The sequence below is a fragment of the Herbidospora yilanensis genome (assembly GCF_001570565.1).
Taxonomy (GTDB): Bacteria; Actinomycetota; Actinomycetes; order Streptosporangiales; family Streptosporangiaceae; genus Herbidospora; species Herbidospora yilanensis.
Genome location: NZ_BBXE01000018.1, coordinates 151,151 through 177,191, shown reverse-complemented (window position 1 = coordinate 177,191; position 26,041 = coordinate 151,151). Strand labels below are relative to the sequence as shown.

The window sequence follows — 26,041 nt, the reverse complement described above, 5'->3', positions numbered from 1 at the left end:
GGTCTAGGCGATCTCGCCGGCGCCCGCGTGCCGCGACACGTCCTTGTGCACCTCTGCCGCCGGGTCGATCCCCGTGTGCAGGGTCGGGGTCCAGCCCGCGTCGGCGCCCAGGTCCGGGTCGTTGGCGGCGTTGTAGGCGGCGATCGGGTCGAACGGGCTCACCTTGCCGCCGACCCTGAGCAGGTCGCCCCTGGCCGTCAGCGTGGTGCCGCCCCAGTTGTAGAGGATCTTCGCCGGGTCGACGCCGCGGCCCAGGCGGTAGAAGTTGTTCTCGCTGTAGATCTGCGACTGCACGCCGACGCCCAGCGCGTAGACGAAGGACGCCGGGTCGTACACCTCGTAGTAGTTGTTGTAGACGTGCACCTGGCCGAACCTGACCCGGGGCAGCCGCTGGAGGGTGTTCTCGAAGTGGTTGTGGTGCACGGTGACCCGGAGTTTCCCGAGGTCCTGTGACGGGTTGTTGGTCGAGCCGATCAGCATCGTCTTGTCGTGGCCGGTGAAGCGGTTCCAGGACGCGGTCACGAGGTCGCTGCCGCCGGTGATGTCGAGCTGGCCGTCGTGGACCTGCCACGGGCGGCCGAAGTAGACCGGCTGGGCGCTGTCGGGGTTGGCGCCGTCGGTGAAGGTGTTGTGGTCGACCCACACGTGGGTCGAGCCGGTCAGCGAGATGTTGTCGTAGAGGGAGTTCCAGTTGCCCTCGGCGCCGTCGAGCGGGTCCCACTGGGGGAAGCAGTCGTGGGCGTCCTCGAACGTGATGTTGCGGATGATGACGTTGTCGGCCTTGTCGACGTGCAGGTTGACGCCCTTGAGGCGGGCGGTCCTCCCTTCGCCGACGATCGTGGTGTTCGAGCCGACCTTGAGCTTGATGTGGGCGGTCTGCCGGGCGGCCGAGGCCGCGCGGGCGTCCTCCAGCGGTCCTGACGGGTCGACGCGGCCCCAGGTCGCGGGGTCGTAGGCCTGGAGGTAGGCGTCGAGGGAGTAGCCGCCGGTCACGTACGACGAACAGGGCCGGTTGCCGTCGATGGCGCCCCTGATCTTGATGATCTTCGGGCCGGGTGCGGAAAGGGCCGCCACGAGCTGGTCGCGGGTCGAGACGGTGTGGACGTTCGAGGCGGGCGCCGCCGAACCGCCGGTCGTGCCGGAGCTGTGCGAGCCCCAGCCGTCCCCGGCCGCCAGCACCTGCCGGCCCGGATCGGGGCCGGGCCCGGCCAGGATGCCGGCCGTCAGGGCGAAAACGAGCATGCTGCGCATACGGGTGTCTCCTAGGGAAAGAGAGAGCCCGTACGGCTCCCGCCAGGTCAGGAGGCGGGAGACGTACGGGAGAAGGGGGTCAGCCGCCGTTGCGCTGCTTCCACTTGGCCTGGGCCTCGGTCAGCGCGGTGGCCATGCCGTCGAGGAACTCCTTGGCCGAGAGTTCCCCGAGGAGGACCTTCTGGAAGTTCGGCTCGGCGTCGGTCTTGGTGATGGCGTTGAACTCCGGCAGGTGGTAGGGCATCTGCACGACCGTCGTGGCGGGGTCGTTCAGCACGTCCAGGGCGGCCGAGACATGCTGGCGTTCCTTGATCCACGGTTCGGAGTTCACCTCGGTGTTGGCGGGCAGCACGCCCGTCTTGTCGGCCCAGTAGCTGTTCATCGCCTTGCCGGCGGCGAACGTCGCGAACGCCAGCGCGGCGTCCTTCTTCTCGCCGCTCGCGAACAGGCCGATCCCGGCGATCGGGTTCGACAACACCGCGCGGGGCGCGCCGTCGGCCGGGCGGAAGACGGGCAGCGCGGCGACCTTGTCGGCGCCGAGTGTCTTCACGTGGTCGTTGTACGACCCCAGGTTGTGCTGCATGACCGCGATCGAGCCGCCGTCGAACTGGGCGACCATCTTGGCGTAGTCGTTGGTCGCGTCGGCCTCGGGCGTGCTGGTCTTGAACAGGCCGGCCAGCCGCTCCAGCGCGGCCACGTTCTTGGGGTCGTTCACCGTGGAGACGCCGTTCGCGTCGAACATCTGGGGGATGCCCGACTGGCCGTACAGGACCTCCAGGGCCTGGGCGATCGAGCCCGCGCCGCCGCGGATGGTGAAGCCGTAGCGGTTCTGCGGCTTGTCGGTGAGCGCGCCGACCGCGTCGAAGAACTGGTCCCACGTCTCGGGCGGGGTGATGTCCTTCTCCTTGAACCAGTCGGTGCGATACCAGAAGACCCCCATGTTGGTGGACATCGGGACCATGTACGTCTTCCCGTCGGGCACCGTCGACTTGACCGAGTTCACCACCTGCTCGTTCAGGGGCAGGCCCGACAGGTCGACGGGGTCGAGCGCCTTCTGCGCCACGAGGTTGGCCAGCATCGCCGTCGACACGCCGCCCACGTCGGGCAGGCCGCCGCCGGCGATGGCGGTGTCGTACTTCTGCTGGACCTGGGCGATGGGGATGCCCACGTACTCGACCTTGATCTTCGGGTTGGCCTTCTGGAACTCGGCGATGATGTGCTGCCACACCGGCGTGCGGGCGGGGCCGCCGTTGTCGTCCCAGAAGGTGATGGTGGTCGTGCCGTCGCCGGACGGGGCGGGGTCGCCGCCGCATCCGGTCATGGTCAGACCGGCGCCTATCAACAGGGCACACAGCAGGCGTCTGGCCATCGTGTCTACCTTTCTCGTTGGATGTCCCCGATGTCTGTGGCCAGAGCGGCGGCCTCGGCTCGGGTGAGGCGGCCGTCGGCGATGATGGTGACGATCCGGCGGGTCAGCTCGCGCTCCATGACGAGCGGGACGTCCCAGGCCAGCGCCGGTCCGGCGCCCGGATATTCGTCGATGCGCACGAACCACGGGTCGGCGTCCTGGACGAAGATCAGCGTCCAGTCGTCGGCCGACATCGCCAGCCAGGGTGCGCGGCTGCCGTGCGGCTCGTCGTCCCACGCGGTGAACGCCGTCCGGTCGGCCGACGCGCGGGGGGCCCGCCAGAAGAAGCCGCCGTAGCCGGCGCCGGCGCGGCCCTTGGTGGCCGAGCTCTCGATCGTGAGCGGTTCGCGGGTGAGGTTGGTCAGCGTGAACTCCACGTCGAGGGCCCAGCCCCGGCTCAGCGGGTGAGCCGTGACCTGGCGGCTCTCCTCGATGAGGTCGAGGCCGTCGACGCCGGTCCAGCGCAGGGTCTCGGTGAAGGCGTGCTCGTCGCGGCGGGTGAAGGCGACGTGGTTCTGCACGCCGTGGTTGTTCAGCCAGGTCGGGCCGCGGTCCCTGACGTAGGTCCGGCCGCCCCAGAAGTTGCGGCCCGAGACGTCGGCGACCGCGATCGAGGCGCCCAGGTGGTGGACGTGGTCGGCCGGGTTGACCTCGGTCACCGGGACGCCCGCCAGCGTCCGCACCGGATGCAGGTAGGGGCGGGGCGAGAGCGTGGTGGCCAGTTCGGGCCGCCAGTTGTATTCGGCGACCACCCTCCCGGCCGCCTTCAGCACCGCGCGCGGGGCCGCCCACGGCACGTCGAGCTCGGAGAACAGCGCCAGGTGCTCGGCGCTGCGCGCGGTCAGGTTGGCGACGCCGGGGATCGTGCGGCGGACCACGATGCCGTTCTCGTGCTGGATCTCCTGGTGGGCGTCGGGGATCGGCAGCGGGTCGGGCGCGAGCCGGATCTCCTCCAGCACCCGCATGAACGCGCCCGTCCGGTGCAGCGGCACCAGCAGCGGCCCGCCGTCGCGGACGTGGGAGACGAGGTTCTCCAGCAGGTCGGCGCGGGCGTAGGTGGTGGTGGACACGCCGCGCGCCCGGCTCTCCACCCGCACCTTGTCGAGGGTGTACGTCAGCGTGATCCGCCCCTCGGTGCCGTGGACGGTCACGTAGGGCTCGTGCCTGCGGTCGGCCGTGAGGGTCACCGCGATCGTGATCGGCGGCCCGTCCGACAACCGGATGCGCAGGCAGGAGGTGTCGTCGGCCTCGATCGGGTTGGCGTGGAAGAGCTCCGCGTCGATGCCGGCGACGTCGTCGGCCGCGCCCTTCCCGGCCACGGCCAGGGCGGTCGCGACGGCGTGCGCGAAGGGGTTGGTGAGGGCGCCGTCCATGACGTCGACCCGCCCGGCGCGGCGTTTGCCCGCCCACGCCGAGCGGGTGAAGTAGGCCGAGGGACGCTCCCAGGCGCCGGCGACGCCGATGCCACGCACCCGGCCGATGACGCCCTTGGCGACCAGGCGGCGGATGGCGGGAATCGCCGCCGAGCCGAGGCTCTGGAACCCCACCTGACAGGCCAGGCCGGTCCGCCGCACGGCCGCCTCGATCTCGCGGAACCCGGCCAGGGTCGAGGCGGGCGGCTTCTCCAGCAGCAGGTGCGACCCGGCCTCCAGCGCACGGATCGCCAGGTCGCGGTGGGTGTGGATGGGCGTGACCAGGATGGTCACCTCGGCGCCGGTCCGTTCGATCAGCCGCCCGAGGTCGGTCGACTGCTCGGGGTCGCCCAGCCCGCGCAGCAGGCCGGGTTCGATCTCGCGTACGTCGCAGACGCCCGCCAGCCGGACCAGCCCGCCGTCGGTCAGGCGCCGCAGGTTCTCCAGGTGCCACCAGCCGTGGCCGTAGGCCCCGGCCAGGACCACCGGGACGGTTCGTGTGGTGGTGCCGTTCATGATCGGCCCTCCAGGGTGGGAAAACGCAGGCCATGACCTAAGTGGGCGCCGACCCGCACTCCGCCGGGGCCGAGTTCGACCGGCGGCGGCCCGTCGAGGAGACCGAGCGCGGCCAGGGACGCGTCCTCGACGTCCTCGACCATGCACGGCAGCGGGAGCGCCAGGGCGAGCTGCGCGGACAGGTCCGGCAGCAGGTGCGGGAAGGTGGGCACACCGTGGACGCGGGCCAGTTCGGCGATCCGCAGCAGCGGGGTGACGCCGCCGACCCTGACGACGTTGGGCTGCACGACGTCGACCGCCTCCAGCAGGGCGCGGAAGTCGTGGACCGTGTAAAGGCTCTCGCCGGCGGCGATGGGCACGTCCACCGACTCGCGCAGCCGCCGCAGCCCGTGCAGGTCGTCGGCGGGCAGCGGCTCCTCGACCCAGGTGAGCCCGAAGGGCTCCAGCTCGCGGATCATCGTGCGGGCCCGGAAGAGGTCCCAGCGCTGGTTGGCGTCGACCATCAGCAGGGTGCCGGGCCCGAGGACCTCCCGCACGGCGGCCACCCGCTCGACGTCGTCGTCGCGGCCCACCTTGATCTTCACGGCGGGATAGCCGATCCAGCGCCGGGCCTGCTCGACGAGCTCGTCGAGCGGGTAGTGCCGGTTCACCCCGCTCGCGTAGACCGGCACGGTGTCGCGGCGGCGGCCGATCGCGTCGGCGAGCCCGAGGCCGTCGGCCGAGGCCCTGAGGTCCCACAACGCGATGTCCACCGCCGCCATCGCGATGGTCGTGACACCGCCGCCGCCCGCTTCGCGCAGATGCCGCCACAGGTGGTCCCAGACGACCTCCGGGTGCGCCGGCAGCCCTTTCACGAACGCGGCGATGTCGTGGTCGAGCAGGGCGGTCACCGCCGCCGCCCCGATCGAGGGGGTCCAGGAGAAGCCGGTGCCGGTCCGCCCGTCGTCGAGGACGAGCGTGCAGGCGATCACGTGGTTGTACGGCACGTCGGGCCCCCACGGCCGGGGCAGGTCCGCCCGCAGCGGGAGCGTGTGCAGGCCCGCGATCCGCGTCATGTCAGCTCAAGCCCGATCTTGATGAGGCGGTCGAGCTCGGCCAGATGGTCGGGCGCGAGGTCGGCCAGCGGCGGCCGGACCGGCCCGGCGTCGAGCCCGCGCAGCCGCACCCCCGCCTTGACCAGCGAGACGGCGTACCCGGGGACCTTGGACCTGAGCTCCACGAGGGGCACGTAGAACTCCGAGAGCAGCCGCTCGTTCCCCTGCCGGTACGCCACGGCGATCTCCGGCGCGAACGCGAACACGGCCGAGGAGTACAGGCCGACCCCGATCGCCCGGTAGGCCGGCATGGTCAGCTCGGCCGTCGGCAACCCGTTGAAGAAGGTGAAGTCGCGCCCGTCCATCGCCCGCACGATCCGTTGCGTCAGGTCGATGTCCCCGACGCCGTCCTTCAGCCCGACGACGCCCGGGATGCCGGCCAGCGTCAGCACCTCCCGCGGAGACAACACCAGGTGGTCGCGCGCGTAGAGAATGACGGGCACCCCCTCGGCCGCGACCGCCCGCACGTAGTCGGCGTAGCGGGGGCCCCGGCCGGCGGGCGGCAGCAGCAGCACCCCGTCGGCCCCGGCCTCCCGCGCGGTGCGGGCGTGCCGGAGCGCGGCCCCGAGCGGCCCGCCGGCCCCGGCGAAGAGCGGCACCCGCCCGGCCGTCTGCTCGGCGGCGACCGCGACGACCCGCGCGTGCTCCTCCTCGGACAGGGAGGAGAACTCGCCGGTGCCGCAGGCCGCGAACACCGCGCCCGGCCCGTGGGCCAGGCCGCCGCGCACGTGTTCGGCCAGCACGCCCTCCGCCACCCGGCCATCGGCGTCGAAGGGGGTGACGGGGAAGAAGAGAACCCCGCTGAGGTCCATTCAGATGTCTCCCATCTCGGTACGCCAGCTCCGCTTGGCCTGCCAGCCGAGCAGCCGCCCGGCCTTGGCCGCGGAGAACGCGGGGGAGGTGCCCGTCAGCGCGGCGGCGTGGCCGGCCGTAGACGGGATCACCCGGGGAAGCAGGTCGGCCAGCGGCTCCCTGGCCAGCGCGTCGGGTGCCCCGGCGAAGAACACCTCGCCGCTGGGCACCTCGTGCATCCGGTCGACGAGGGTCAGCACCAGGTCGGAGGCGTCGCGCGCGTCGACGTAGTTGAACAGCGACACCCCGGCGACGCCGGGCCGGTCGAGCCGCTCCCTGATCGTGTGCCCCGACTGCGTCGGCGCGCCCTCCCACTCCTCGGGGGCGACCACGAAGCAGGGCCGCACCGCCGCGAAGTGGGTGTCGGCGCCCGACCGCGCGAACGAGGCCATGACCTGCTCGGCCACGAGCTTGGACACCGCGTAGGCGTTCCACGGCCGCGTCGGATGGTCCTCGTCGATCGGCAGATACGAGGGCGTCCACCCCTGGGGCGAGCCGTAGCCGATGACGGTCGGGCTGGAGGCCACGACCACCCGCCCGACGCCGAGCGCCGTCGCCGCGTCGCAGACGTTGAAGGCCAGTTGCGTGTTGACCCGGAAGGTCAGCCCGTCCGTACGGGAGAACGGCGTCGCGACGGCGGCGAGGTGGACGACGGCGTCGGGCCGGAACCGGCTCATCACCCCGAACGCCTCACCCGGATCGGTCAGGTCGGCCGGCAACCACACGGCCTGCGGGGGAGTGCCCGCGACCGTGTCGATGCCGACCACCTCGTGGCCCGCGTCGGCCAGCGCCGTCACCACACTGCGCCCGAACCGTCCGGCGCTGCCCGTGACCAGTACTCTCATCAGCCCTTCACCGCCCCCGCCGACAGGCCCTGCACGAGATAGCGCTGGATGACCGCGAAGACGAGCACGACCGGCACCGCCGCGACCACGCCGCCGGCGGCCAGCGCCCCGAAGTCGGCGCTGAACTCGCCGATCGTGAAGGCCAGGCCGACCGGCAGGGTGAACTTGTCCTGTTCGTTCACGAACATCAGCGCGAAGAGGAAGTTGTTCCAGGAGTGGATGAACGCGAACGACCCGACCGCGACGAGCGCGGGCCGCAACATCGGGAGCACGACCGCGAAGAAGCCGCGCAGCCGCGAGCAGCCGTCGACCCAGGCCGCCTGTTCGAGCTCGATCGGGATGTTCTTGACGAATCCGCTGATCAGGATGAGCGACAGCGGAAGCTGGAAGACGGTCTCGGCGATCACCAGCGCCCACAGCGAGTTGACCAGCCCGAGCGTCCGGAAGATCTCGAACAGCGGGATCAGCATCATCGCGCCCGGGATGAACTGGGTGCAGAGCATGCCGACCAGGAACGCCTGCCGGCCCCGGAAGTCGTAGCGGGCCAGGGCGTAGCCGCCGGCCAGGGCGATCACCGTGGTCGAGATGAGCGAGGCCACGCCCACCAGCAGCGAGTTCTGGAAGAAGACCGAGAACCCCATGCCGGTCCACACGTGCTCGAAGTTGTCGAGCGTGACCGGCCACGGCAGCAGCGAGTCCGAACCGCGCGGCCGGAACGCGAAGACCACCATCCAGTAGAAGGGGACCAGCGTGAACAGCAGGTAGAGGCCCAGCGGCAGGTAGATCTGCCAGCGGCTCACCCGGTTCGCGGGTTTTCTGGTGATCGGCGGCGCCGCTTTCGCGACAGGCCGGATCAAGGTCGTGGTCACGAGCGGGCTCCGAACTTGCTCAGCCTCAGATAGGCGATCGAGAAGAAGGTCAGCACCAGGAACGCGGCCGTGGTCAGCGCCGAGCCGTAGCCGAAGTCGTGCGACTGGACGGCCTTGGCGGCCACGTAGAGCGGCAGGGTCGTCGTCTGGTGGGCGGGACCGCCGCCGGTCAGCGTGTAGAGCAGGTCGACGTTGTTGAACTCCCACACCGCGCGGAGCAGGGTGGACAGGATGATCGCGTCCTTGAGGTGCGGCAGCGTGATGTGCACGAACCGCCGGATCCGGCTGGCGCCGTCGACCGACGCGGCCTCGTACAGCTCGCCTGAGACCGTTTGCAGGTCGGCGAGCAGCAGGATCGCGAAGAACGGCACCCCGCGCCACAACTCCGCGACCACCGCCGCCGCGAACACCGTCGACGGGTCGGCCAGCGGCGCGGTGTCGTAGCCGCCGATGCCGATGTCGGCGAGGTAGCGGAAGATCCCGGTCGAGGGGTTGTAGAGCAGGATCCAGATCCCGGTCGTGAGCACCCCCGACACCGCCCAGGGTGAGAACACGAGCGCCCGGGAGACCGCGCGGCCGATGAACGTCTCATTGACGATCAGGGCCAGCGCCAGCCCGAAGAGCAACTGCAGCACGACCTCGACGACCACCCACTTCACGCTGAAACCGAGGCTCTGCCAGAAGAGCGGGTCCTCGAACAGCAGGACGCGGAAGTTCTCCAGGCCGGCGAACCCGTTGTCCCAGGGCTGGGTGACGTCGTAGTGCTGCAGGCTGTAATAGATCACGCTGCCCATCGGGTAGACGAGGAACCCGAGCATCGCGATCACCGCGGGGGCGATCAGGACATAGGGGGTGCGCGACCGTGCGACACGCATGGCCGTGACTCCTTAACGAGGGGCCTGTGGGGGAGCGAGACTGCAACCGGTTGCACGAAACATTCCCTTCACTCGCCAGAAACGTCAAGGGGTCAATTTGGAAAAGGACTTTCCGTCTTGACACTGCTGCAACCGTTTGCATTAATCTTCGACAGGTACGAAGGGGAGGAGCTCCGTGGCAGCGACGATCCGTGACGTGGCGCAGGCGTCCGGGGTACATGTGTCGACCGTCTCGCGCACGTTCTCGGCGCCGCACCTGGTCAACACCGAGACCAGGAACAGGGTCCTGGCGGCGGCGGAGGATCTCGGCTACCGGCCCAACCGGGCCGCGCGCGCCCTGACCACCGGGCGCACCCACAACCTCGGCCTGATCGTGGCCGACATCGCCAACCCGTTCTTCTCCCACCTGATCAAGGGCGCCCAGGCCCACGCCCGGACCCGCGACTACCACGTGTTCGTCGCCGACACCGACGAAGACCCGCAGGTCGAGGAGGAGCTCATCCAGACGCTGGCCAAACAGGTCGACGGCGTGTTGCTGTGCTCCCCGCGTCTGTCCAACCGGGTCATCGAGAAGCTCCGCGAGGACGTGCCGTTCGTGGTGGTCAACCGGCGGATGAAGGGCATGTCCAACGTCCTGATGGACGTCGGCAGCGGCGCCCGCGAGGCCATCGGCCACCTGGTGTCGCTCGGCCACCGCCGGATCGCCCTGCTGGCCGGCCCGGCCGGGTCGTGGACGTCGAGGGAGATCACCGACGCGGCCCGCGCGGTGCCCGGCATCGACCTGACCGTCTTCGGCCCCAACTCCCCGACCGAGCACGGCGGCCTGGCGCTGGCCGAGGCGGTCGCGTCGGCCGACGTGACGGGGGTGCTGGCCTACAACGACCTGATGGCGATCGGCCTGGTCGAGGGCTTGACGGCGCTCGGCGTCGAGGTGCCCGGCCGGGTCAGCGTGGTCGGCATAGACGACATCGTGGCCGGGCGCGTCAGCCGGCCCAAGCTGACCACGGTCGCCATGCCCGCCGAGGCCGCCGGGCGTACCGCCGTCGATCTGCTGCTCCAGCTCGTCGGCGCGGGGGAGACGGCCACTCCGGCGCTCGCCACCCTGGCCACCAACCTGATCATCCGCGACTCGACGGGACCGGTGAGGCATGAACTTCGGGCAGACCCCTGACGGCGAGAAGGTCGAACGGCATGTCCTGACCGGCGGCGGGCTGACCGCCGCGGTCCTCACCTACGGCTGCGTGATCCAGTCGCTGGAGGTCGACGGCGTCGACGTCGTGCTGGGCTGCGACACCCTCGGCGACTACCTGACCCGCAGCCGCTACTTCGGCGCGGTCGTCGGCCGCTACGGCAACCGCATCGCCGGCGGCTGCTTCGACCTCGACGGCACGACCTACCGGCTGGCGCGCAACAACGGCACGGCCGCCCTGCACGGGGGCGTGCGCGGGTTCGACAAACGGGTCTGGTCGGCCGAGCCGTCGCCCGGCTCGATCACCCTGCGCCGCGTCAGCCCCGACGGCGAGGAGGGCTATCCCGGCACCCTGTCGGTCGCGGTCACCTACACCCTGGCCGCCACCCCGGCCGCCCGCGCCCTCCGCATCGACTACGCCGCCGTCACCGACGCCCCGACCGTGCTCAACCTGACCAACCACAGCTACTTCAACCTGGCCGGGGGCGGCGACGTGCTCGGCCACGTGGTGACGATCGACGCCGACGCCTACACCCCGGTCGACGAGCACAAGATCCCCACGGGGGAGCTGGCCCCGGTCGAGGGCACCCCGTTCGACTTCCGCTCACCCGTGGCGGTCGGCGCGCGGATGGGGGGCGCGTACGACCACAACTACGTGCTCAACCCCGGCGGGCTGATGCGGGTCGAGTGCGGCGACCGGGTGATGGAGGTGGCCACCGACCAGCCGGGCGTGCAGTTCTACGCCGGCGGCATGCTCTCCCCCGAGCTCACCCCCTACGGCCCCCACGCCGGGCTCTGCCTGGAGACCCAGCACTTCCCCGACTCGCCGAACCAGCCGGGCTTCCCGCCGGTCGTGCTCCGGCCGGGCGAGGAGTTCCGGTCGTGGACGGAGTATCGTTTCCCCATGCGTTAGACTGTTCTATGTAGCGGTACGCAGTTCCGTCTTATGGGAGGGTTGAGAGATGGACGTCCGGCACGCCACCGCACCCGACCAGATCCCCGGCATGACGAACGAGCAGCTCCGGGCGCGGTTCCTGGCCGGCGGGCTGTTCCGGCCGGGAGAGGTCCGGCTGCTCTACTCCCACGAGGACCGGCTCGTGCTCGGCGGCGTGCTCCCGGCCGCCGGGCCCCTGGCGTTGCCGAACCCGTCGGCGCTGGGTTCCGCGACCTTCCTCGAACGCCGTGAGCTGGGCGTGGTCAACGTCGGCCGGCCCGGCATGGTGACGGTCGACGGTTCGGTGTTCGAGCTGGGCACCCGGGACGTCCTCTATGTCGGCCGAGGCGCTCTCGACGTGACGTTCGAGGGCGGCGCCTACTACCTGGTCTCCACGACCGCCCACACGAGCCACCCGACCGCCCTCTCGAAGGACCCCGAGCAGGTCGCCCTCGGCGGCCCGGAGGGCGCCAACGAGCGGGTCGTCCACAAGCACATCCACGAGGCCGGCATCCGGAGTTGCCAGCTCGTGCTCGGAGTGACGGTGCTGGCCCCCGGCAGCATGTGGAACACCATGCCCTGCCACACCCACCACCGCCGCACCGAGGCCTACCTCTACTTCGACCTCGGCCCCGACGACCGCGTCGTCCACCTGATGGGCGAACCGTCGCAGACGCGCCATCTGGTGGTGGCCGACCGCGAGGCGGTCGTCTCGCCGCCGTGGTCGGTCCACTGCGGGTTCGGCACCCGCAGCTACGCCTTCGTGTGGGCCATGGGCGGCGAGAACCAGGACTACCAGGACATGGTGCCGGTGGCGATCGGCGACCTGCGTTGAACCCCTTCTCCCTGGAGGGCAGGACCGCCCTGGTCACCGGGGCGCGGACCGGCATCGGCCGGGCCGTCGCCGTCGGACTGGCCCGCGCCGGGGCCGACCTCGTCCTGCACGGCCACCGCGACGACCTCGACGAGGTGGCGGCCGAGGTCGCGGCGCTCGGCCGGACGGCCCGGCGCTGGGTGCTCGACCTGTCCGCGCCGGAGGCGATCCCGGGGGCCGCCGCCGAGCTGCTCGGCTCCACGAGGGTGGACGTCCTGGTCAACAACGCCGGCGTCATCCGGCGTGCCCCCGCCGCCGGGCACGCCTACCGCGACTGGCGGGAGGTGCTCGGCGTGAACCTCGACGCGGTCTTCCTCCTGTGCCAGGCCTTCGGGGGCCCCATGCTGGACCGGCGCGGCGGCAAGATCGTCATGCTCGCGTCGATGTTGTCGTTCCAGGGCGGCGTCACCGTCCCCGGCTACACCGCGGCCAAGCACGGCGTCGCCGGGCTGACCAAGGCCCTGGCCTGCGAATGGGCGGCGGCCGGCGTCCAGGTCAACGCCATCGCTCCCGGTTACGTCGCCACCGCCAACACCGCCGCCCTCCGGGCCGACCCCGCGCGCGAGGCCGCGATCAGGGCGCGCATCCCGGCCGGGCGGTGGGGCACCCCCGAGGACGTCGCCGGGGCCGCCGTCTTCCTGGCCGGCCCGGCGTCGGATTACGTCAACGGTCATGTTCTGGCCGTGGACGGCGGCTGGCTGGCCCGCTAGTAGGCTCGGGGCGTGGTCAGGGAAGGCAGTTCCATCGACAAGGCGCTCACGGTCCTCGAAGCGATCGCCGAACATCACCGGATCACCGACATCGCGGCCGCCACGGGCGTCTCGAAGTCGACGGTGCACCGCATCCTGCAGTCCCTGGTGGAGTGGGGCTTCGCCAGAACCGACGGCAACGGCGGCTATGAACCGGGCCCCCGCATCCTCACCCTGGCCGGGCGCGTGATGAGCCGCTTCGACCCGGCCCGCCAGGCCGCCGTGGCCCTGCGCGCCCTCCACGAACGCACCGGCTTCACCACCCACTTCGCCATCCGCAGCGGCGACGAGGCCGTCTACGTCGAGAAGCTGGAGGGCCGCCGCCCCTACCAGATGCCCTCGCGCGTCGGCATGAGCCTGCGCCTCCACTCGACGGCCATCGGCAAGGCGGTGCTGGCCCAGCTCGACGACGACGAGGTCCGCGCCATCGTCGCCCGCACCCAGCCGGTCAAGCTGACCCCCAACACCCTCACCGGTGAAGAGGAACTGCTCACCCACCTGGTCGGCGTGCGCGCGGCGGGCTACGCCGTCGACGACGAGGAGAACGTGCCCGGCATCCGCTGCGTCGGCGCGGCCGTCTTCGACCACACCGGCCAGGTGCTCGGCGGCATCTCCATCTCGACGCTGGCGATGGACCTCGAACCCGAGGCGCTGACGGAACTGGCCCCCGAGATCGTGTCGGCGGCCCGCGAGGTCTCCCTGGCCCTGGGCGCCCCGACGACGCTCACCCGCCGCTGACCGGGTCGCCCAGCAGCTCTTCGATCTCCGCCGCGGCCGCCACCCGGCCCGTTCCGCCGCGACCCGCGAGGGAAAGCGACGCCGCCGCGGCGCCGGCCCTCACCGCGTCCGGCAGGGAGGCGCCCCGGGCCAGCCAGGCCGCCATCGCCCCGGTGAAGTTGTCGCCCGCCCCCGTCTGGTCGACGACCAGCCGCGCGGGCACCGCCGGGATCTCGTGCAGAACCTCGCCCTCGGCCAGCAGCACCCCCTCGGCCCCGAGGGTCACGGCCACCGACGGGGCCCCCAGACCGCGGACGCGGTGCGCCGTCTCGACCGGATCGGCGGTGCCCACGAGGGCGATGCTGTCGGCGGGGGCTGAGAGTTTCACGATCGCCGTGTGGGGGGCGACGGCGCGCAGGGTCGCGGCGGCGGCTTCCGGGGCGGTCAGGCGGGCCCGGAAGTTCGCGTCGTAGACGACCCGGCCGGTCGCGTTCTCCGAGGCGGATCTGACCGCCTTCTCGCAGGTGGCCGACAACGCCGCAGTGATGCCGCTCAGCACCAGCACGCGGGCCAGGGCCGCGGGGGAGTCCATCAGGTCGGCGGAGGTCAGGCGGGACGCCGCCGACCCCTGCCGCAGGTAGGCGAAGGCGCGTTCGCCCGACGGGTCGGCGCCCACCACGTAGGCGCCCGTGGGGCCGGGGCCCGGGGTCAGCCAGCGGGTGTCGACGCCGTGGCCGGCGGCGAACCGGATCAGTCGCTCGCCGAACTCGTCGGCGCCCAGCCGGGCCACGAGGGCGGTGCGGGCCCCGGCGGCGGCCGCGGCCACGGCCACGTTCAGGGCGTCGCCGGAGAAGGACAGACGGAAGGTCTCGGCCTCGGTCAGCGGGTGGTCGGCGGAGAATTCGACCAGCGGTTCGCCTGCCACGACCACATCCATGTGCACCTTCTTCTGTTGTTCCATGTAGTGGAATATGGTCTTATTTTACGCAACGCCTAGGGAGGACGTCATGCCCAACATCACCGTGGAACTGCTGTCCGGCCGAACCATGGACCAGCGCAGGGACTTCGTCGCCGCCGTCACCGAGGCGGCGGTCGACATCCTGAAGGCCCGCCCCGAGGCGGTGCGCATCGTGTACTGGGAGATCGAGAAGTCCGACGTCGCCAACGGCGGCGTCCTGGAGTCCGACCGCTAGAAGCCCCGAAGGCCCCCACCGCGCCATGGGGGCCTTCTCCCTCAGGTACGCGCGGGGTCGTGGTCGTCGTTCAGCGAGTCGATCAGCTCGTCGCGGTCCCGGGTGCGCTCGGGCCGCAGGAGGCCGACGGCGACGTACAGGATCAGAGACGTGACCAGAGGCACGCCGACCACCACCGCCTGGTCGCTCGAGCCGGCGATCCACTTCACGTAGGCCCAGACCGACAACCCGGCCGCCCACGACACGATGGCCGCCAGCGGGCCGCTGCGGCGGAACCAGGGCAGCATGCCGAGCATCAGCGGGATCGAGATCGGGCCCATCGTCGCCGCCACCAGGTCGACCACGATCTTCAGGACCACCCCCTGGCCCTCGGTGCTGATCGCGATGACCATGCTGATCAGCACGAACACGAAGGTCGTCACGCGGGCGAAGGTGAGCTGCGCCGCGTCGGCGAGGCGGCGTAACCGGGGCATCAGCACGGGCGCGATATCGCGGGTGATCACCGAGGAGATCACGTTGGCGTCGGAGGAGACCATCGCCATCGTGTGGGAGAAGAACCCCGCCAGCACCAGGCCGATGATCCCCTGTGGCAGCAGGGTCTGCGCCAGCTTCACGTAGGCCTCCTCGGCGTCGGCCAGGCCCGGCACGATGAGCGGCGCGGCGAACATCGGGATGAACAGGATCAGCGGCCAGACCAGCCACAGCACGCTCGACAACAGCGCCGACCGCTTCGCCTCGCTGCCGCTCGGCGCGGCCATGTAGCGCTGCGCCAGGTTCCACATCCCGCCGTTGTACTCGAAGGTCTTGATGAACAGCAGCGCCAGGAAGAACGTCACCGTGTACGGCCCCGCGAACGGGTCGCCGTGGCCTTCGGGCAGCCGGTCCCACATCGTCCACAACGTGGGCAGCCCGTCGAGGTGACTCAGCACCGCGAAGAACATCGCGATCCCGGCCACGCCCTGGATGACGAACTGCCCGAAGTCGGTCAGCACGTCGGCCCACAGGCCCCCGGCCGTGATGTAGACCATCGTGACGAGCCCGGTGACCAGGATGCCCCAGAAGATCGGGATGCCCGCGAACCCTCTGAGGAGGATCGCGATGGCCACCCACTTGGCGGCGATGTCGACCACCTTCAGCAGCGCCCCGCTGTAGGCGAGCACCTGCTGGGCCGGCAGGTTGTAGCGCCGGGCCAGGTATTCCAGCGGGGAGGCCACGCCGTGCGCGGCCCGCAGCCGGTTCCACCGCGCCGCCCACACGAACGCGCCGATGCCGACGCCGAGGCCGATGGTGAGGGCCCACCAGACGTACATGGCCAGGCCGTAGTTGTAGGCCACCGCCGCGAAGGCGACGAACATGATCGCGCTGTAGCCGGACATGTGGTGCGAGATCCCGGCGAGCCACCAGGGGATGCGCCCGCGCGCGGTGAAGAAGTCGATGACGGTGTGGACGCGGCCCTTGGACCAGACGCCGATGCCGATCATCACGACGAAGTAGGCGGCCAGGACCGACCAATCGAGAGCAGACATGCCTGGAGATTCCACTACACAGAACGGCATGTCAACACATGAAATAGCGTTCCGTCACATGGAACTCGTTTATGGACGCCCATGGTGTGAAGACCACGCCGAAGCCGGTCGTATGGCCGACCACGCGAAGCCGTAAACGGAAGAAAGCAGTGAAACCCACGACGGCGAGAGCGTTGGCACGGCGCGTCCGACACGCGAGGGAAATCCCGGGCATTGTCGGGGTTGCGCAATACCGTGACCATCATGGCCACCCGTGCGTCCTCCGGTGGGAAGCGGCCGACGTCTCGGCAGACGCCACGTCCCGCCCCCCGCCCGACCGTCAAGAAGAAGGCGCCACCGCCCCGCCGGAAGCCGGCGCCGCCCAAGCGGCCCGTCGGCACCGGGAACGACCCGCTGTCGTGGGTGTTCCTGATGATCGGCAAGCTCGTCGTCGGCGTCTGGACCCTGATCGCCAACGCGATCGGCGGCGCGGCGCGCGCCATCGGCAACGGCGCGCGCGACCTCGACCCCGCCCACCGGCGCGACGGTCTCGGCCTGGCGGTGCTGGCGGGCGCGATCGTGCTGGCCGCGATGACGTGGCGGACCAGCAAGGGGTCGGTGGCCACGGTGGTCGACGCGGTCGTGCGCGGCACGGTCGGGTCGCTCTTCTGGTCGGTGCCGCTGATCATGGGCCTGATCGCCTGGCGGCTGCTGCGCCACCCCGACCAGAACGGCGAGACGGGCCGCATGCTGATCGGGTTCACCGCGCTGGCGGCCGGCATCCTCGGCATCGTGCACGTCGCGCACGGCACCCCCTATCCGGCGGGCACCTCCGACGACGGGATGGACAAGGTCTCGGCCGCCGGGGGCATGCTCGGCTTCATCGTGGCCGCGCCGCCCGACAGCATCCTGCCGTCGTTCATCACGATCCCGCTGCTGCTGATGCTGGCCGGGTTCGGCGCGCTGGTGGTCACCGCGACGCCCATCCACCGGGTGCCCGAGCGGCTGGGCGAGATCAAGGTGCTGCTGTTCCAGAAGCCCTTCGAGAACTCCTCCGAGAAGAGGCCGAAGAAGAAGCAGCCGCGCCCCGAGCCCGGGGAGCACGTCAAGCCCTACGACACGCCGATCCTGCGGGAGAAGCCGGCCGACCACTCGCCGGAGATCGTGCCGGGCCTCGTCGACGACGAGCCGCTGCCGCCGCCTCCGGCCGACGAGCCGCCCTCGGCCCAGCAGACGCCGCCGCCCGAGCCCACGCCGGCGCCCCGCAAGGTCGAGCAGCTCATGCTCTCGCCGCAGGCCGGTCCCTACACGCTGCCCGACACCCAGATGCTCCGCCCCGGCAGCGCGCCGAAGGCCGAGACCAAGGCCAACAAGACCGTCGTCAACGCGCTGACCAGCGTGCTGGAACAGTTCGCCATCGACGCCCAGGTCACCGGCTTCACCCGCGGCCCGACCGTGACCCGCTACGAGATCGAGCTCGGCCCGTCGGTCAAGGTCGAGAAGGTCACCGCGCTCACCAAGAACATCGCCTACGCCGTCAAGTCGGCCGACGTGCGCATCCTGTCGCCGATCCCCGGCAAGTCGGCGATCGGCGTGGAGATCCCCAACGTCGACAAGGACCTGGTGTCGCTGGGCGACGTGCTGCGCTCGCAGGTGGCCCAGGCCGACCACCACCCGATGATCGTCGGTCTCGGCAAGGACGTCGAGGGCCGCACCATCGTGGCCAACCTGGCCAAGATGCCGCACATCCTCATCGCGGGCGCCACCGGCGCGGGCAAGTCGACCTGCATCAACGGCCTGATCACCTCGGTGCTGATGCGGGCCACCCCCGACGAGGTCCGGATGGTCCTGGTCGACCCCAAGCGGGTCGAGCTCAGCGCGTACGAGGGCATCCCCCACCTCATCACCCCGATCATCACCAACCCGAAGAAGGCCGCCGAGGCCCTCGAATGGGTCGTGGGGGAGATGGACCGCCGCTACGACGACCTGGCCGCCAGCGGCTTCCGGCACGTCGACGACTTCAACAAGGCCGTCCGGGCCGGCAACCTCGTGGCCCCGCCCGGGAGCGAGCGGGTCTACCAGCCCTACCCCTACCTGCTGGTGATCGTCGACGAGCTGGCCGACCTGATGATGGTCGCCCCCCGCGACGTCGAGGACTCGATCGTGCGCATCACCCAGCTCGCCCGCGCGGCCGGCATCCACCTCGTGATCGCCACCCAGCGGCCCTCGGTCGACGTCGTCACCGGCCTGATCAAGGCCAACGTGCCCTCGCGGCTGGCGTTCGCCACCTCCTCGCTCGCCGACTCGCGGGTCATCCTCGACCAGCCCGGCGCCGAGAAGCTGGTGGGCCAGGGTGACGCCCTGTTCCTCCCCATGGGCGCCAGCAAGCCGATGCGGCTGCAGAACGCGTTCGTGTCGGAGAAGGAGATCGCCGAGGTCGTCGGCCACTGCAAGACCCAGATGCAGGTCGAATACCGCTCCGATGTGGCCGCCCAGGCGGCCGCGAAGAAGGAGATCGACGAGGAGATCGGCGACGACCTCGACCTGCTGATCCAGGCCGCCGAGCTGATCGTGACGACCCAGTTCGGCTCGACCTCGATGCTGCAGCGCAAGCTGCGGGTCGGGTTCGCCAAGGCGGGCCGCCTGATGGACCTGCTCGAATCGCGCAACGTCGTCGGCCCGAGCGAGGGCTCGAAGGCCCGTGAGGTGATGGTGAAGCCGGACGAACTCGCCGGATTGCTCGCAGATCTCCGGGGTGGTGACCCCGCCGCCACAGAATAGTGATGTTACTGATTGAATGTAACTCACTACTCAGCGTCGGGATGGGCGGGGGGCCGCAGATGTCCATCGGTGGAACGATCTCGGATGCGCGCGAGCACAGGGGGCTGTCCGTAGCCGACCTGAGCCGGCGCACCCGGATCCGTGAGGCGATCATCGCCGCGATCGAGCGCGACGACTTCTCCGCGTGCAACGGAGACTTCTACGCCCGGGGCCACCTGCGGGCCCTGGCCCGCGAGCTGGGCCTGGAGGGCGACGCCCTGGTCCGGGAGTACGACGCCCTGACGGGCGGCCCGCGCCCCGGCGTGGGTGCGATGTACCCGATCGACAAGGGCATCAAGCTGCGCGAACGCCGAACGCCGAACTGGACGCTCGCGATGGCGGTCGCGCTCGCCATCGTGGCCGTCTTCGGCGTCGGGCGCATCATGGGCAGCGCGATCAAGACGCCCGAGAAGCAGGCGGTCAAGGTCGACTCGGCCCCGGCGGCGGTCAAGGCCGCGCCCCCGGCGGCCGCCCCGGCGGCCCCGGCCAAGGCGGCGACCCACGTCACCGTGAAGGTCACCGCCACCAGCGAGGCGTGGATCCAGGTCCGCGACGCCAAGAACAAGAACGTCTTCATGGGCGTGATCCCGAGCGGCGACAGCCGCAGCTTCCGGATCAAGGAGAAGGCCCGCCTGACCTTCGGCAACGCGGGGTCGGTGCAGCTCAACGTGAACGGCCGCGACCTGGGCGCCCCGGGCCGCGCGGGGGAGACCGTCAAGCGGACGTACGGGGTCGACATCCCGCGTCCCCGGTAGTGGCCGATCCCCGATACCGTAGCTTCATCATGTCTTCACGCCGAACCGTTTCCATGATCACGCTGGGCTGCGCCCGCAACGAGGTCGATTCAGAGGAGCTCGCCGCGCGCCTGGAATCCGCGGGCTGGGCACTGGGTGACGACGACCCCGACGTGATCGTGGTCAACACCTGCGGGTTCATCGAGTCGGCGAAGAAAGACTCGATCGACACCATCCTCGCGGCGGCCGACTCGGGCGCCAAGGTCGTGGCCGCCGGGTGCATGGCCGAGCGCTACGGCACCGAGCTGGCCGGGGCGCTGCCCGAGGCCGCCGCGGTGTTGTCGTTCGACGACTACACCGACATCGGCGCCCGCCTCGACGACGTGCTCGAAGGGCGGGCGCTGACCGCCCACACGCCGCGCGACCGGCGGGCCCTGCTGCCCATCAGCCCGGTCGAGCGCCACGCCGCGCCCGTCGCGGTGCCCGGCCACGGCGACCTGCCGGCCGGTCTCGCGCCCGCCTCCGGGCCGCGCACGCTCCGCAGGCGGCTGACCGGTGGGCCGGTCGCCTCGCTGAAGCTGGCCTCGGGTTGCGACCGGCGCTGCACCTTCTGCGCGATCCCGGCCTTCCGCGGCGCCTACGTCTCGCGCCGTCCCGAAGACCTGCTGGCCGAGGCCGTCTGGCTGGCCGGTCAGGGCGTGCGGGAGCTCGTCCTGGTCAGCGAGAACTCCACCTCCTACGGCAAGGACCTGGGCGACCTCCGGGCGCTGGAGAAGCTGCTGCCGCAACTCGCCGCCGTCGAGGGCGTCGACCGGGTCCGGGTCAGCTACCTGCAGCCCGCCGAACTGCGGCCGGGCCTGCTCGACGTGATCGCCGGCACCGAGGGCGTCGCGCCCTACTTCGACCTGTCGTTCCAGCACGCCAGCAACGCGGTGCTGCGCCGCATGCGGCGCTTCGGCGACCCGGCCCAGTTCCTCGGCCTGCTGAAGCAGATCCGCGAGCGGGCCCCCGAGGCGGGCGTGCGATCCAACTTCATCGTCGGCTTCCCCGGCGAGACCGAGGAACAGTTCGGCGAGCTGGTCGCGTTCCTCGAAGAGGCGCGTCTCGACGTCATCGGGGTGTTCGGCTACTCCGACGAAGACGGCACCGAGGCCGCGGGGTTCGAGGGCAAGCTCGACCAGGACGTGGTCGACGAGCGGGTGGCGATCCTCACCGAACTGGCCGAGGAGCTCACCGCCCAGCGGGCGGAAGACCGCATCGGCACCGAGTTGTCGGTGCTCGTCGAAGACGACCTGGGCGACGGCGGCTACGAGGGCCGCGCCGCCCACCAGGGCCCCGAGGTCGACGGCTCGGTCACGGTCCAGGGCATCGGCCTGGTGCCGGGGCAGATCGTCCGCGCCGTCGCGGTCGACTCGGAAGGGGTTGACCTGATCGCGAGGATCAAGGCCACGACGTGAGCCAGAGCAACGACCCGCCGCCGTCGGTCATGGCCGACGCCACCCCCGAGCGGCTGGTGGTGACCGATCCGGTCGAGCCCGCCACTCCTCCCGTGAGCGCCTGGAACATCGCCAACGCGCTCACGGTCGTACGGCTGCTGGTCGTTCCCGCGTTCATCGTGTTCCTGTTCCTCGAAGGCACCGGCTGGCGGCTGGCCGCCCTCGGCGTCTTCATGTTCGCCTCGATCACCGACCAGCTCGACGGCTTCCTGGCCCGCAAATACGGCCTGATCACCGACTTCGGCAAGATCGCCGACCCGATCGCCGACAAGGCGCTCATCGGGTCGGCGCTGGTCTGCCTGTCGCTCCTCGGCGAGTTGCCGTGGTGGGTGACCGTCGTGATCATCGCCCGTGAGCTGGGCGTGACGGCGCTGCGGTTCGTGGTGATCCGGTTCGGCGTCATCCCGGCCAGCACCGGCGGGAAGATCAAGACGGTCCTGCAGATCTTCGCCGTCGGGTTCTTCCTCGTGCCGGGCCTGCTCGACGTGGTGCGCTGGGCCACCATGGGAACCGCCGTCCTCGTGACGGTGGCGACCGGCGTCGACTACGTTGTGCGGGCAGTCAGACTGCGCCAGGTGGCCCGGAGGGAACAGGTGTGACCGACTCGACCGCAGCGAAGATCGTCTCCCTGCTCGCGGAGCGGGGTGAGACCTTCGCCGTGGCCGAATCCCTCACCGGCGGGCTCATCGGGGCCACCGTGACCGGTGTGGCCGGCTCCTCGGCCGCCTTCGTCGGCGGCGTGATCAGCTACGCCACCGACCTGAAGGCCCGGCTGCTCGGCGTGCCGGCCGACCTGCTGGCCCGCGAGGGCGCCGTCCATCCCGACGTGGCCGCCGCGATGGCCGCCGGTGTACGGAATCTCACCGGCGCGACCTGGGCGGTCGCGGTCACCGGCGTGGCCGGCCCCGAGCCCCAGGACGGCAGGCCCGTCGGCACCGTCTTCTGCGGCCTGAGTGGTCCCGCGGACATCTCGAAAGTCGTTGACCTGCGATTGACCGGAGACCGCCAAGCCATCCGTATCCATACGTGTGAGATGGCTTTGGATCTACTTCTAGGTGTGCTGCAGGCCAATTCGGGGGAACATTCGGGGTGATTACCGCGTTACGTCCCCAGCGAACATGCTCACCATGGTCTGCCGTGGTGTCGCTCGATACAGGTACGGTGGAGCTGTGAGTGAGGTCCGTGAGCCATCGGCGAGGAGCAAGTCCACGGCGCGCCCGGCGCAGGGGCCGAGCGAGCCAATGATGACGGCGAGGAGTATGTACGAAGGGCGTGGAAAGAACGGGCGATATGAACCGAAAGCGCGGAGCGTCGTGACGACTCCCGCGCCGGGAAGGGAGCGACAGATGGTCCTGCTGCGTCAGCTTCTCGGCGACGTCCTGCGGCGGCTAAGGGTGCGGCAGAGCCGCACGCTGCGCGAGGTCTCCACGCTGGCACGGGTCTCCCTCGGCTATCTGTCCGAGGTGGAGCGTGGTCAGAAGGAGGCGTCGTCCGAGCTGCTCGCCTCGATCTGCGGTGCCCTGGGTGTGCCGCTTTCGCAGGTGCTGCGGGAAGTCTCCGATCAGTTCGCGCTCGCCGAGCTTCAGCACGCGCCTGTCTTGGCCGACGTGCCCGAGCGTGAGCGCCTGCCCATCACGGAGACCGTGCCCTCCGGTCCGGAGTTCGACGGTTTCCCCGAAGTCAAGGACATGGTGGCCGCCTAGCCCGGCTGGCAGCGCGGGCACCAGTAGATCAACCGCTCCCGCGGTTGTGATCCCATCTCTCCACGTTCAATGAGCGTTCCGCAGACGCGGCAGGGAAGGTGTGCCCTGCCGTAGACGAACAGCGCACGACCCGGTCGCGGGTCGCCGGTCGTCACCGGTCCATGTTCGTTCTTGTTCTCCACCATCAGGCGGTGGGCCGTTTCGGCCAGCCCCGCCAGATCCGCCACGTCCCCGGTGCGCCGCCACGGCCCGACGCGGGCGACGAAGAGCGTCTCCGCCCGCCATATCGTGCCGATTCCCGCGAGGTTGCGCTGGTCGAGCAGGGCCTCCCCGATCGTGCGGCCGGGATCTCCCAGCAGGTTGGCGACGGCCTTCCCCGTGTCCCAGTCGTCGCCGAGCAGGTCGGGGCCGAGATGCCCGACGACCTGGTCTTCCCCGGCGGTCGGCAGCAGGTCGACCACGCCCAGCTTGATCCCGACGGCCTGCCAAACAGTGTTGGCCAGCACGACCCTGACGACGTCGCCGCCCCTCAGGGGTGTGCCCGCCCTGGTGACCCGCCAGGATCCGTCCATGCGCAGATGGGTGTGGAGCGTCACGCCGCCCTCGACCCGGGTCAGCAGGTTCTTCCCCCGGCTCACCGTGGTCAGCACCCGCCGCCCGCGCAGGTCGGCGGTGGCGTAGCGGGGCACCCGGAAGTCGGAACGGGTCAGTTCCCGGTCGTCGAGCGCCGCCCGCAGCCGGACGGCGGTGCGGTAGACGGCGTCGCCCTCAGGCATCAGACCGGGGCGTTGGGGGAGTCCCAGGCCGACGGGTCGTCGGAGAGGTCGGTGACCCGCTTCGGGAGGTCGCCCGTCGCGATCTGGTCGAGGGTGACCTCTTCGAGGATGGCTCGTTCGCTGGCCCGCAGGGCGATCCAGACCTGCTGGAGAGACTGGGCCGCGCCGGTGTAGCCGACGTGTTCGGGGCGCTCGCCGCGGACGTTGGCCAGTGGGCCGTCGACCGCCCGGATCACGTCGGCCAGGGAGATCTGGCTGGCCGGACGGGCCAGCACGTAGCCGCCCTCGGGGCCGCGCTGGCCGCGGACCAGCCCGGCCCGGCGCATCTGGAGCAGGATGTTCTCCAGATATTTGGGCGGCATCTCCTGGCCCTTGGCGAGTTCGCCCACCGTGGTCGGGCCGTCGCCGGACGCGGCCAGCTCGGCCGCCGCCCGCAGGGCGTAGTCGACACGCGCAGAAAGTCGCATGTAAACGATTATCCCGCCTGGTTGGCACTGGTTGACCTGGGTCCCCCCTCTCAGCCGACGCGGATCCGCATGACGACGGGCAGATGATCGGAGAACGGCACTTTCGGGACCTCGGCGGAGACGGCCGTCAGTCCCGGGCTGAGCAGCACGTGGTCGATGCGTTTGACCGGATCGTCGGCGGGCGAGGTCGGCGGGTCGCCGAAGCCCTTGAGCGGGTCGGTCAGGCCGATTTCGGTCAGCAGGCGGCGGAAGGCCGGGTCGTCGGGGGTGAGGTTCAGGTCGCCGGCCACCACGGCCGGCGGGCGGGGCGTCACGCTGGGCAGCGCGGCGCTCTGGATTTCGGGTTCCTGGAGATGGGTGTTGACGATGGCGACTGGCTTGCCGCCGATCTCCACGGTCACGCTCTGGGCCTGCGCGCCGGTCGGGTATCCCTCGGTGACCAGGGGTACCGAGGAGACGTTCCGGATGGGGAGGTTGGTCAGCACCGCGTCGCCCCAGAGTTCGTCGGCCGCGGGGGCGAAGTGGTAGTGCATGCCCAGGCGGGTGGCGATGCGGTCGAGATCGTCGTGGCCGCCGTTGAGGAACCAGCCCCGGTCGACCTCGCTGAGCAGCACGACGTCGGGCTTCTCCGAGGCGGCCCAGTCGGCGATCCGGTCCAGGTCGAGGGTGCCGGACAGGCCGAATCCCATCCGGATGTTGTACGTGATCAGCGTGAACTCGTCGCGGTCGACGGCCACGCCGGGACCCTCGACGCCCGACGGCTTGGGGAACGTCCACAGGGCGATCACCGCCAGCGCCGCAGCGATGGCCGGGCGGACCTCGGGCAGGTCGGGCAGCCGCACGGCGGTCGCGGCGATCACGACGCCGAACGCCAGCGGGACGTAGGCGTTGTCGAAGCCGAGGACCATGTCGTAGGCGGCGTAGTAGACGAATGTGCCGACGAAGAAGAGGATCATGCCGGCCAGCAGCGCGCCACCGGCGTGGCGGCCCGCCGGGCGGGTCCCCGCCACGCGCAGGCACCATCCCAGCCCCAGGGCGAAGATCGGCAGCGTGGCGACGTGGAGACGACCGTCGTCGTGGGCGATCCAGGCCGCGACGACCATGAGGACGGGCGCGAGCTGGGCCGGGTGGCCGTATGCCCCGGCCAGGGCGAGCACCGCCAGGGCGGCCAGCAGCGCCAGCGTGGGCCAGAGGCGGTCATGAGGGGTCACGCCGTTGCCGATCAGGGCCGACGGGCCGAGGAACATGCCGGTCAGGAGCAAGGCGGGGCCGAAGGCGAACCACAGGGCGCCGGGGGCCGGGCCGGCCGCGTCGGTGACGCCCAGCGTGGCCCACGCGAAGGCCGCGCAGACCAGGGCCGTTGGGACCCAGGGCAGCGGGCCGTCGCGCCAGACCAGGTCGAGGTGGCCGATCGACAGGTGGAGGGCCTGGGAGAGCGCCAGGCCGAGGGGGAGGGCCAGGCGGGCGTGGGGTGCGGCCACGAGCCGTGCGGCGCCGTACAGGAAGACGATGCCGGCGGTGACCGACACGGCGCTCACATAGAGCTGCGGGAACCCGCCGTCGGTGGCCTGGAGGGCGAGGCGGCCCACGGCCAGGACGGCGCCGCCGCCGAGCAGCGCCCACCTGGCCGGTAAGAGCAGGGCGAGCAGCGGGAGGACGAACCACGACGCCGCGAAGAGGCCCAGTTGCTCCGGCGGGGTGTCGCCGGCCTGGCCGTAGACGGTGATGAGGGAGGGGAACAGGACACGCACGGCGTCCATGA

25 protein-coding genes are annotated in these 26,041 nt (G+C 70.9%); 12 read left to right on the top strand and 13 right to left on the bottom strand.

Going from position 1 to position 26,041, the window contains the following annotated elements; all coding sequences use genetic code 11:
• Window positions 1–3: 3 nt before the first annotated feature.
• From AW273_RS12045 to AW273_RS12010, 8 genes are all read right to left on the bottom strand, one after another.
• A complete protein-coding gene (locus AW273_RS12045) occupies window positions 4–1,251 on the bottom strand; it encodes a pectate lyase family protein (RefSeq protein ID WP_062348240.1) in 1,248 nt (415 codons plus the stop codon).
• A 79-nt stretch (window positions 1,252–1,330) separates the two neighbouring features.
• Window positions 1,331–2,620, bottom strand: coding sequence for an ABC transporter substrate-binding protein (locus AW273_RS12040; protein WP_062348238.1), 1,290 nt, complete (start codon window positions 2,618–2,620; stop codon window positions 1,331–1,333).
• 5 nt (window positions 2,621–2,625) lie between these two features.
• On the bottom strand, window positions 2,626–4,587 hold the full coding sequence (locus tag AW273_RS39315) for a DUF6807 family protein (protein WP_062348236.1): 1,962 nt from the start codon (window positions 4,585–4,587) through the stop codon (window positions 2,626–2,628).
• The gene (locus AW273_RS12030; protein ID WP_062348234.1) at window positions 4,584–5,642 is read right to left on the bottom strand and encodes a mandelate racemase/muconate lactonizing enzyme family protein; all 1,059 of its coding nucleotides are present in this window, start codon (window positions 5,640–5,642) and stop codon (window positions 4,584–4,586) included. The genes AW273_RS39315 and AW273_RS12030 overlap by 4 nt, the downstream gene beginning before the upstream one ends.
• Window positions 5,639–6,493, bottom strand: coding sequence for a 5-dehydro-4-deoxyglucarate dehydratase (locus tag AW273_RS12025; RefSeq protein ID WP_062348233.1), 855 nt, complete (start codon window positions 6,491–6,493; stop codon window positions 5,639–5,641). Before AW273_RS12025 ends, AW273_RS12030 begins: the two co-directional genes overlap by 4 nt.
• Window positions 6,494–7,378: an NAD-dependent epimerase/dehydratase family protein gene (locus AW273_RS12020; RefSeq protein WP_062348231.1), complete on the bottom strand. Its 885-nt coding sequence runs from the start codon at window positions 7,376–7,378 to the stop codon at window positions 6,494–6,496.
• Window positions 7,378–8,247 (bottom strand): carbohydrate ABC transporter permease, encoded by an 870-nt coding sequence (locus AW273_RS12015; RefSeq protein WP_083949693.1) that lies wholly within the window; start codon window positions 8,245–8,247, stop codon window positions 7,378–7,380. Before AW273_RS12015 ends, AW273_RS12020 begins: the two co-directional genes overlap by 1 nt.
• Entirely contained in the window at window positions 8,244–9,122 is an 879-nt protein-coding gene (locus AW273_RS12010; RefSeq protein ID WP_062348229.1) for a carbohydrate ABC transporter permease, read from the bottom strand. Before AW273_RS12010 ends, AW273_RS12015 begins: the two co-directional genes overlap by 4 nt.
• Before the next feature lie 175 nt (window positions 9,123–9,297).
• On the opposite strand from AW273_RS12010, the gene AW273_RS12005 reads away from it, so the two are divergent.
• The 5 genes from AW273_RS12005 to AW273_RS11985 are packed head-to-tail and all read left to right on the top strand — an operon-like array spanning window position 9,298 to window position 13,606.
• Window positions 9,298–10,293 carry a LacI family DNA-binding transcriptional regulator gene (locus AW273_RS12005; protein ID WP_062348228.1) on the top strand — a complete coding sequence of 332 codons (996 nt, stop codon included), beginning with the start codon at window positions 9,298–9,300 and terminating at the stop codon, window positions 10,291–10,293.
• A complete protein-coding gene (locus tag AW273_RS12000; RefSeq protein WP_062348226.1) occupies window positions 10,271–11,224 on the top strand; it encodes an aldose epimerase family protein in 954 nt (317 codons plus the stop codon). Before AW273_RS12005 ends, AW273_RS12000 begins: the two co-directional genes overlap by 23 nt.
• Window positions 11,225–11,273: 49 nt before the next feature.
• A complete protein-coding gene (gene kduI / locus AW273_RS11995; protein ID WP_062348224.1) occupies window positions 11,274–12,080 on the top strand; it encodes a 5-dehydro-4-deoxy-D-glucuronate isomerase in 807 nt (268 codons plus the stop codon).
• Window positions 12,077–12,829, top strand: a complete 753-nt coding sequence (locus tag AW273_RS11990; protein WP_062348222.1) for an SDR family oxidoreductase — start codon at window positions 12,077–12,079, stop codon at window positions 12,827–12,829. Before kduI ends, AW273_RS11990 begins: the two co-directional genes overlap by 4 nt.
• Window positions 12,830–12,841: 12 nt before the next feature.
• Window positions 12,842–13,606: an IclR family transcriptional regulator gene (locus AW273_RS11985; RefSeq protein WP_062348220.1), complete on the top strand. Its 765-nt coding sequence runs from the start codon at window positions 12,842–12,844 to the stop codon at window positions 13,604–13,606.
• Here AW273_RS11985 and AW273_RS11980 read toward each other — a convergent pair.
• Window positions 13,593–14,546: a PfkB family carbohydrate kinase gene (locus AW273_RS11980; protein ID WP_198168117.1), complete on the bottom strand. Its 954-nt coding sequence runs from the start codon at window positions 14,544–14,546 to the stop codon at window positions 13,593–13,595. The two genes, AW273_RS11985 and AW273_RS11980, sit on opposite strands and share 14 nt — an antisense overlap.
• Window positions 14,547–14,592: 46 nt before the next feature.
• On the opposite strand from AW273_RS11980, the gene AW273_RS11975 reads away from it, so the two are divergent.
• Window positions 14,593–14,778 (top strand): tautomerase family protein, encoded by a 186-nt coding sequence (locus tag AW273_RS11975; RefSeq protein ID WP_030450844.1) that lies wholly within the window; start codon window positions 14,593–14,595, stop codon window positions 14,776–14,778.
• A 41-nt stretch (window positions 14,779–14,819) separates the two neighbouring features.
• On the opposite strand, the gene AW273_RS11970 is transcribed toward AW273_RS11975, so the two are convergent.
• Window positions 14,820–16,304 (bottom strand): sodium:solute symporter family protein, encoded by a 1,485-nt coding sequence (locus tag AW273_RS11970; RefSeq protein ID WP_062348216.1) that lies wholly within the window; start codon window positions 16,302–16,304, stop codon window positions 14,820–14,822.
• 243 nt (window positions 16,305–16,547) lie between these two features.
• Between AW273_RS11970 and AW273_RS11965 the strand changes: the two genes are divergently transcribed.
• The 6 genes from AW273_RS11965 to AW273_RS11940 all read left to right on the top strand — a co-directional run bounded on the left by AW273_RS11965 (window position 16,548) and on the right by AW273_RS11940 (window position 23,036).
• Entirely contained in the window at window positions 16,548–19,064 is a 2,517-nt protein-coding gene (locus AW273_RS11965) for an FtsK/SpoIIIE family DNA translocase (RefSeq protein ID WP_062348463.1), read from the top strand.
• A gap of 59 nt (window positions 19,065–19,123) precedes the next feature.
• Entirely contained in the window at window positions 19,124–19,858 is a 735-nt protein-coding gene (locus AW273_RS11960) for a helix-turn-helix domain-containing protein (protein WP_083949719.1), read from the top strand.
• 29 nt (window positions 19,859–19,887) lie between these two features.
• Window positions 19,888–21,294, top strand: coding sequence for a 30S ribosomal protein S12 methylthiotransferase RimO (rimO, locus tag AW273_RS11955; RefSeq protein WP_062348461.1), 1,407 nt, complete (start codon window positions 19,888–19,890; stop codon window positions 21,292–21,294).
• 29 nt (window positions 21,295–21,323) lie between these two features.
• Entirely contained in the window at window positions 21,324–21,932 is a 609-nt protein-coding gene (gene pgsA / locus AW273_RS11950) for a CDP-diacylglycerol--glycerol-3-phosphate 3-phosphatidyltransferase (protein WP_062348459.1), read from the top strand.
• On the top strand, window positions 21,929–22,426 hold the full coding sequence (locus tag AW273_RS11945) for a CinA family protein (protein ID WP_062348212.1): 498 nt from the start codon (window positions 21,929–21,931) through the stop codon (window positions 22,424–22,426). Before pgsA ends, AW273_RS11945 begins: the two co-directional genes overlap by 4 nt.
• Before the next feature lie 253 nt (window positions 22,427–22,679).
• Window positions 22,680–23,036 carry a helix-turn-helix domain-containing protein gene (locus AW273_RS11940; RefSeq protein ID WP_030450836.1) on the top strand — a complete coding sequence of 119 codons (357 nt, stop codon included), beginning with the start codon at window positions 22,680–22,682 and terminating at the stop codon, window positions 23,034–23,036.
• On the opposite strand, the gene AW273_RS11935 is transcribed toward AW273_RS11940, so the two are convergent.
• The 3 genes from AW273_RS11935 to AW273_RS11925 are packed head-to-tail and all read right to left on the bottom strand — an operon-like array spanning window position 23,033 to window position 26,039.
• Window positions 23,033–23,812 (bottom strand): DNA-formamidopyrimidine glycosylase family protein, encoded by a 780-nt coding sequence (locus tag AW273_RS11935; protein WP_062348211.1) that lies wholly within the window; start codon window positions 23,810–23,812, stop codon window positions 23,033–23,035. The genes AW273_RS11940 and AW273_RS11935 overlap by 4 nt on opposite strands.
• Window positions 23,812–24,279 (bottom strand): RrF2 family transcriptional regulator, encoded by a 468-nt coding sequence (locus AW273_RS11930; protein WP_061294310.1) that lies wholly within the window; start codon window positions 24,277–24,279, stop codon window positions 23,812–23,814. The genes AW273_RS11935 and AW273_RS11930 overlap by 1 nt, the downstream gene beginning before the upstream one ends.
• A 50-nt stretch (window positions 24,280–24,329) precedes the next feature.
• Complete coding sequence (locus tag AW273_RS11925; RefSeq protein ID WP_157555726.1) at window positions 24,330–26,039, bottom strand: endonuclease/exonuclease/phosphatase family protein; 1,710 nt, start codon at window positions 26,037–26,039, stop codon at window positions 24,330–24,332.
• Window positions 26,040–26,041 lie beyond the last annotated feature (2 nt).

Excerpts from the sequence above, each read along its gene's own strand:
- AW273_RS11930 (WP_061294310.1), bottom strand. The coding sequence starts at position 24,279 with ATGCGACTTTCTGCGCGTGTCGACTACGCCCTGCGGGCGGCGGCCGAG.
- AW273_RS11970 (WP_062348216.1), bottom strand. The coding sequence starts at position 16,304 with ATGTCTGCTCTCGATTGGTCGGTCCTGGCCGCCTACTTCGTCGTGATG.
- AW273_RS11925 (WP_157555726.1), bottom strand. The coding sequence starts at position 26,039 with ATGGACGCCGTGCGTGTCCTGTTCCCCTCCCTCATCACCGTCTACGGC.
- AW273_RS12030 (WP_062348234.1), bottom strand. The coding sequence starts at position 5,642 with ATGACGCGGATCGCGGGCCTGCACACGCTCCCGCTGCGGGCGGACCTG.
- AW273_RS12040 (WP_062348238.1), bottom strand. The coding sequence starts at position 2,620 with ATGGCCAGACGCCTGCTGTGTGCCCTGTTGATAGGCGCCGGTCTGACC.
- pgsA (WP_062348459.1), top strand. The coding sequence starts at position 21,324 with ATGGCCGACGCCACCCCCGAGCGGCTGGTGGTGACCGATCCGGTCGAG.
- AW273_RS11965 (WP_062348463.1), top strand. The coding sequence starts at position 16,548 with ATGGCCACCCGTGCGTCCTCCGGTGGGAAGCGGCCGACGTCTCGGCAG.
- AW273_RS12025 (WP_062348233.1), bottom strand. The coding sequence starts at position 6,493 with ATGGACCTCAGCGGGGTTCTCTTCTTCCCCGTCACCCCCTTCGACGCC.
- AW273_RS12045 (WP_062348240.1), bottom strand. The coding sequence starts at position 1,251 with ATGCGCAGCATGCTCGTTTTCGCCCTGACGGCCGGCATCCTGGCCGGG.
- AW273_RS11975 (WP_030450844.1), top strand. The coding sequence starts at position 14,593 with ATGCCCAACATCACCGTGGAACTGCTGTCCGGCCGAACCATGGACCAG.
- AW273_RS39315 (WP_062348236.1), bottom strand. The coding sequence starts at position 4,587 with ATGAACGGCACCACCACACGAACCGTCCCGGTGGTCCTGGCCGGGGCC.
- kduI (WP_062348224.1), top strand. The coding sequence starts at position 11,274 with ATGGACGTCCGGCACGCCACCGCACCCGACCAGATCCCCGGCATGACG.
- AW273_RS11940 (WP_030450836.1), top strand. The coding sequence starts at position 22,680 with ATGGTCCTGCTGCGTCAGCTTCTCGGCGACGTCCTGCGGCGGCTAAGG.
- AW273_RS12020 (WP_062348231.1), bottom strand. The coding sequence starts at position 7,378 with ATGAGAGTACTGGTCACGGGCAGCGCCGGACGGTTCGGGCGCAGTGTG.
- AW273_RS11980 (WP_198168117.1), bottom strand. The coding sequence starts at position 14,546 with ATGGAACAACAGAAGAAGGTGCACATGGATGTGGTCGTGGCAGGCGAA.
- AW273_RS11935 (WP_062348211.1), bottom strand. The coding sequence starts at position 23,812 with ATGCCTGAGGGCGACGCCGTCTACCGCACCGCCGTCCGGCTGCGGGCG.
- AW273_RS12010 (WP_062348229.1), bottom strand. The coding sequence starts at position 9,122 with ATGCGTGTCGCACGGTCGCGCACCCCCTATGTCCTGATCGCCCCCGCG.
- rimO (WP_062348461.1), top strand. The coding sequence starts at position 19,888 with ATGTCTTCACGCCGAACCGTTTCCATGATCACGCTGGGCTGCGCCCGC.
- AW273_RS11960 (WP_083949719.1), top strand. The coding sequence starts at position 19,124 with ATGTCCATCGGTGGAACGATCTCGGATGCGCGCGAGCACAGGGGGCTG.
- AW273_RS12000 (WP_062348226.1), top strand. The coding sequence starts at position 10,271 with ATGAACTTCGGGCAGACCCCTGACGGCGAGAAGGTCGAACGGCATGTC.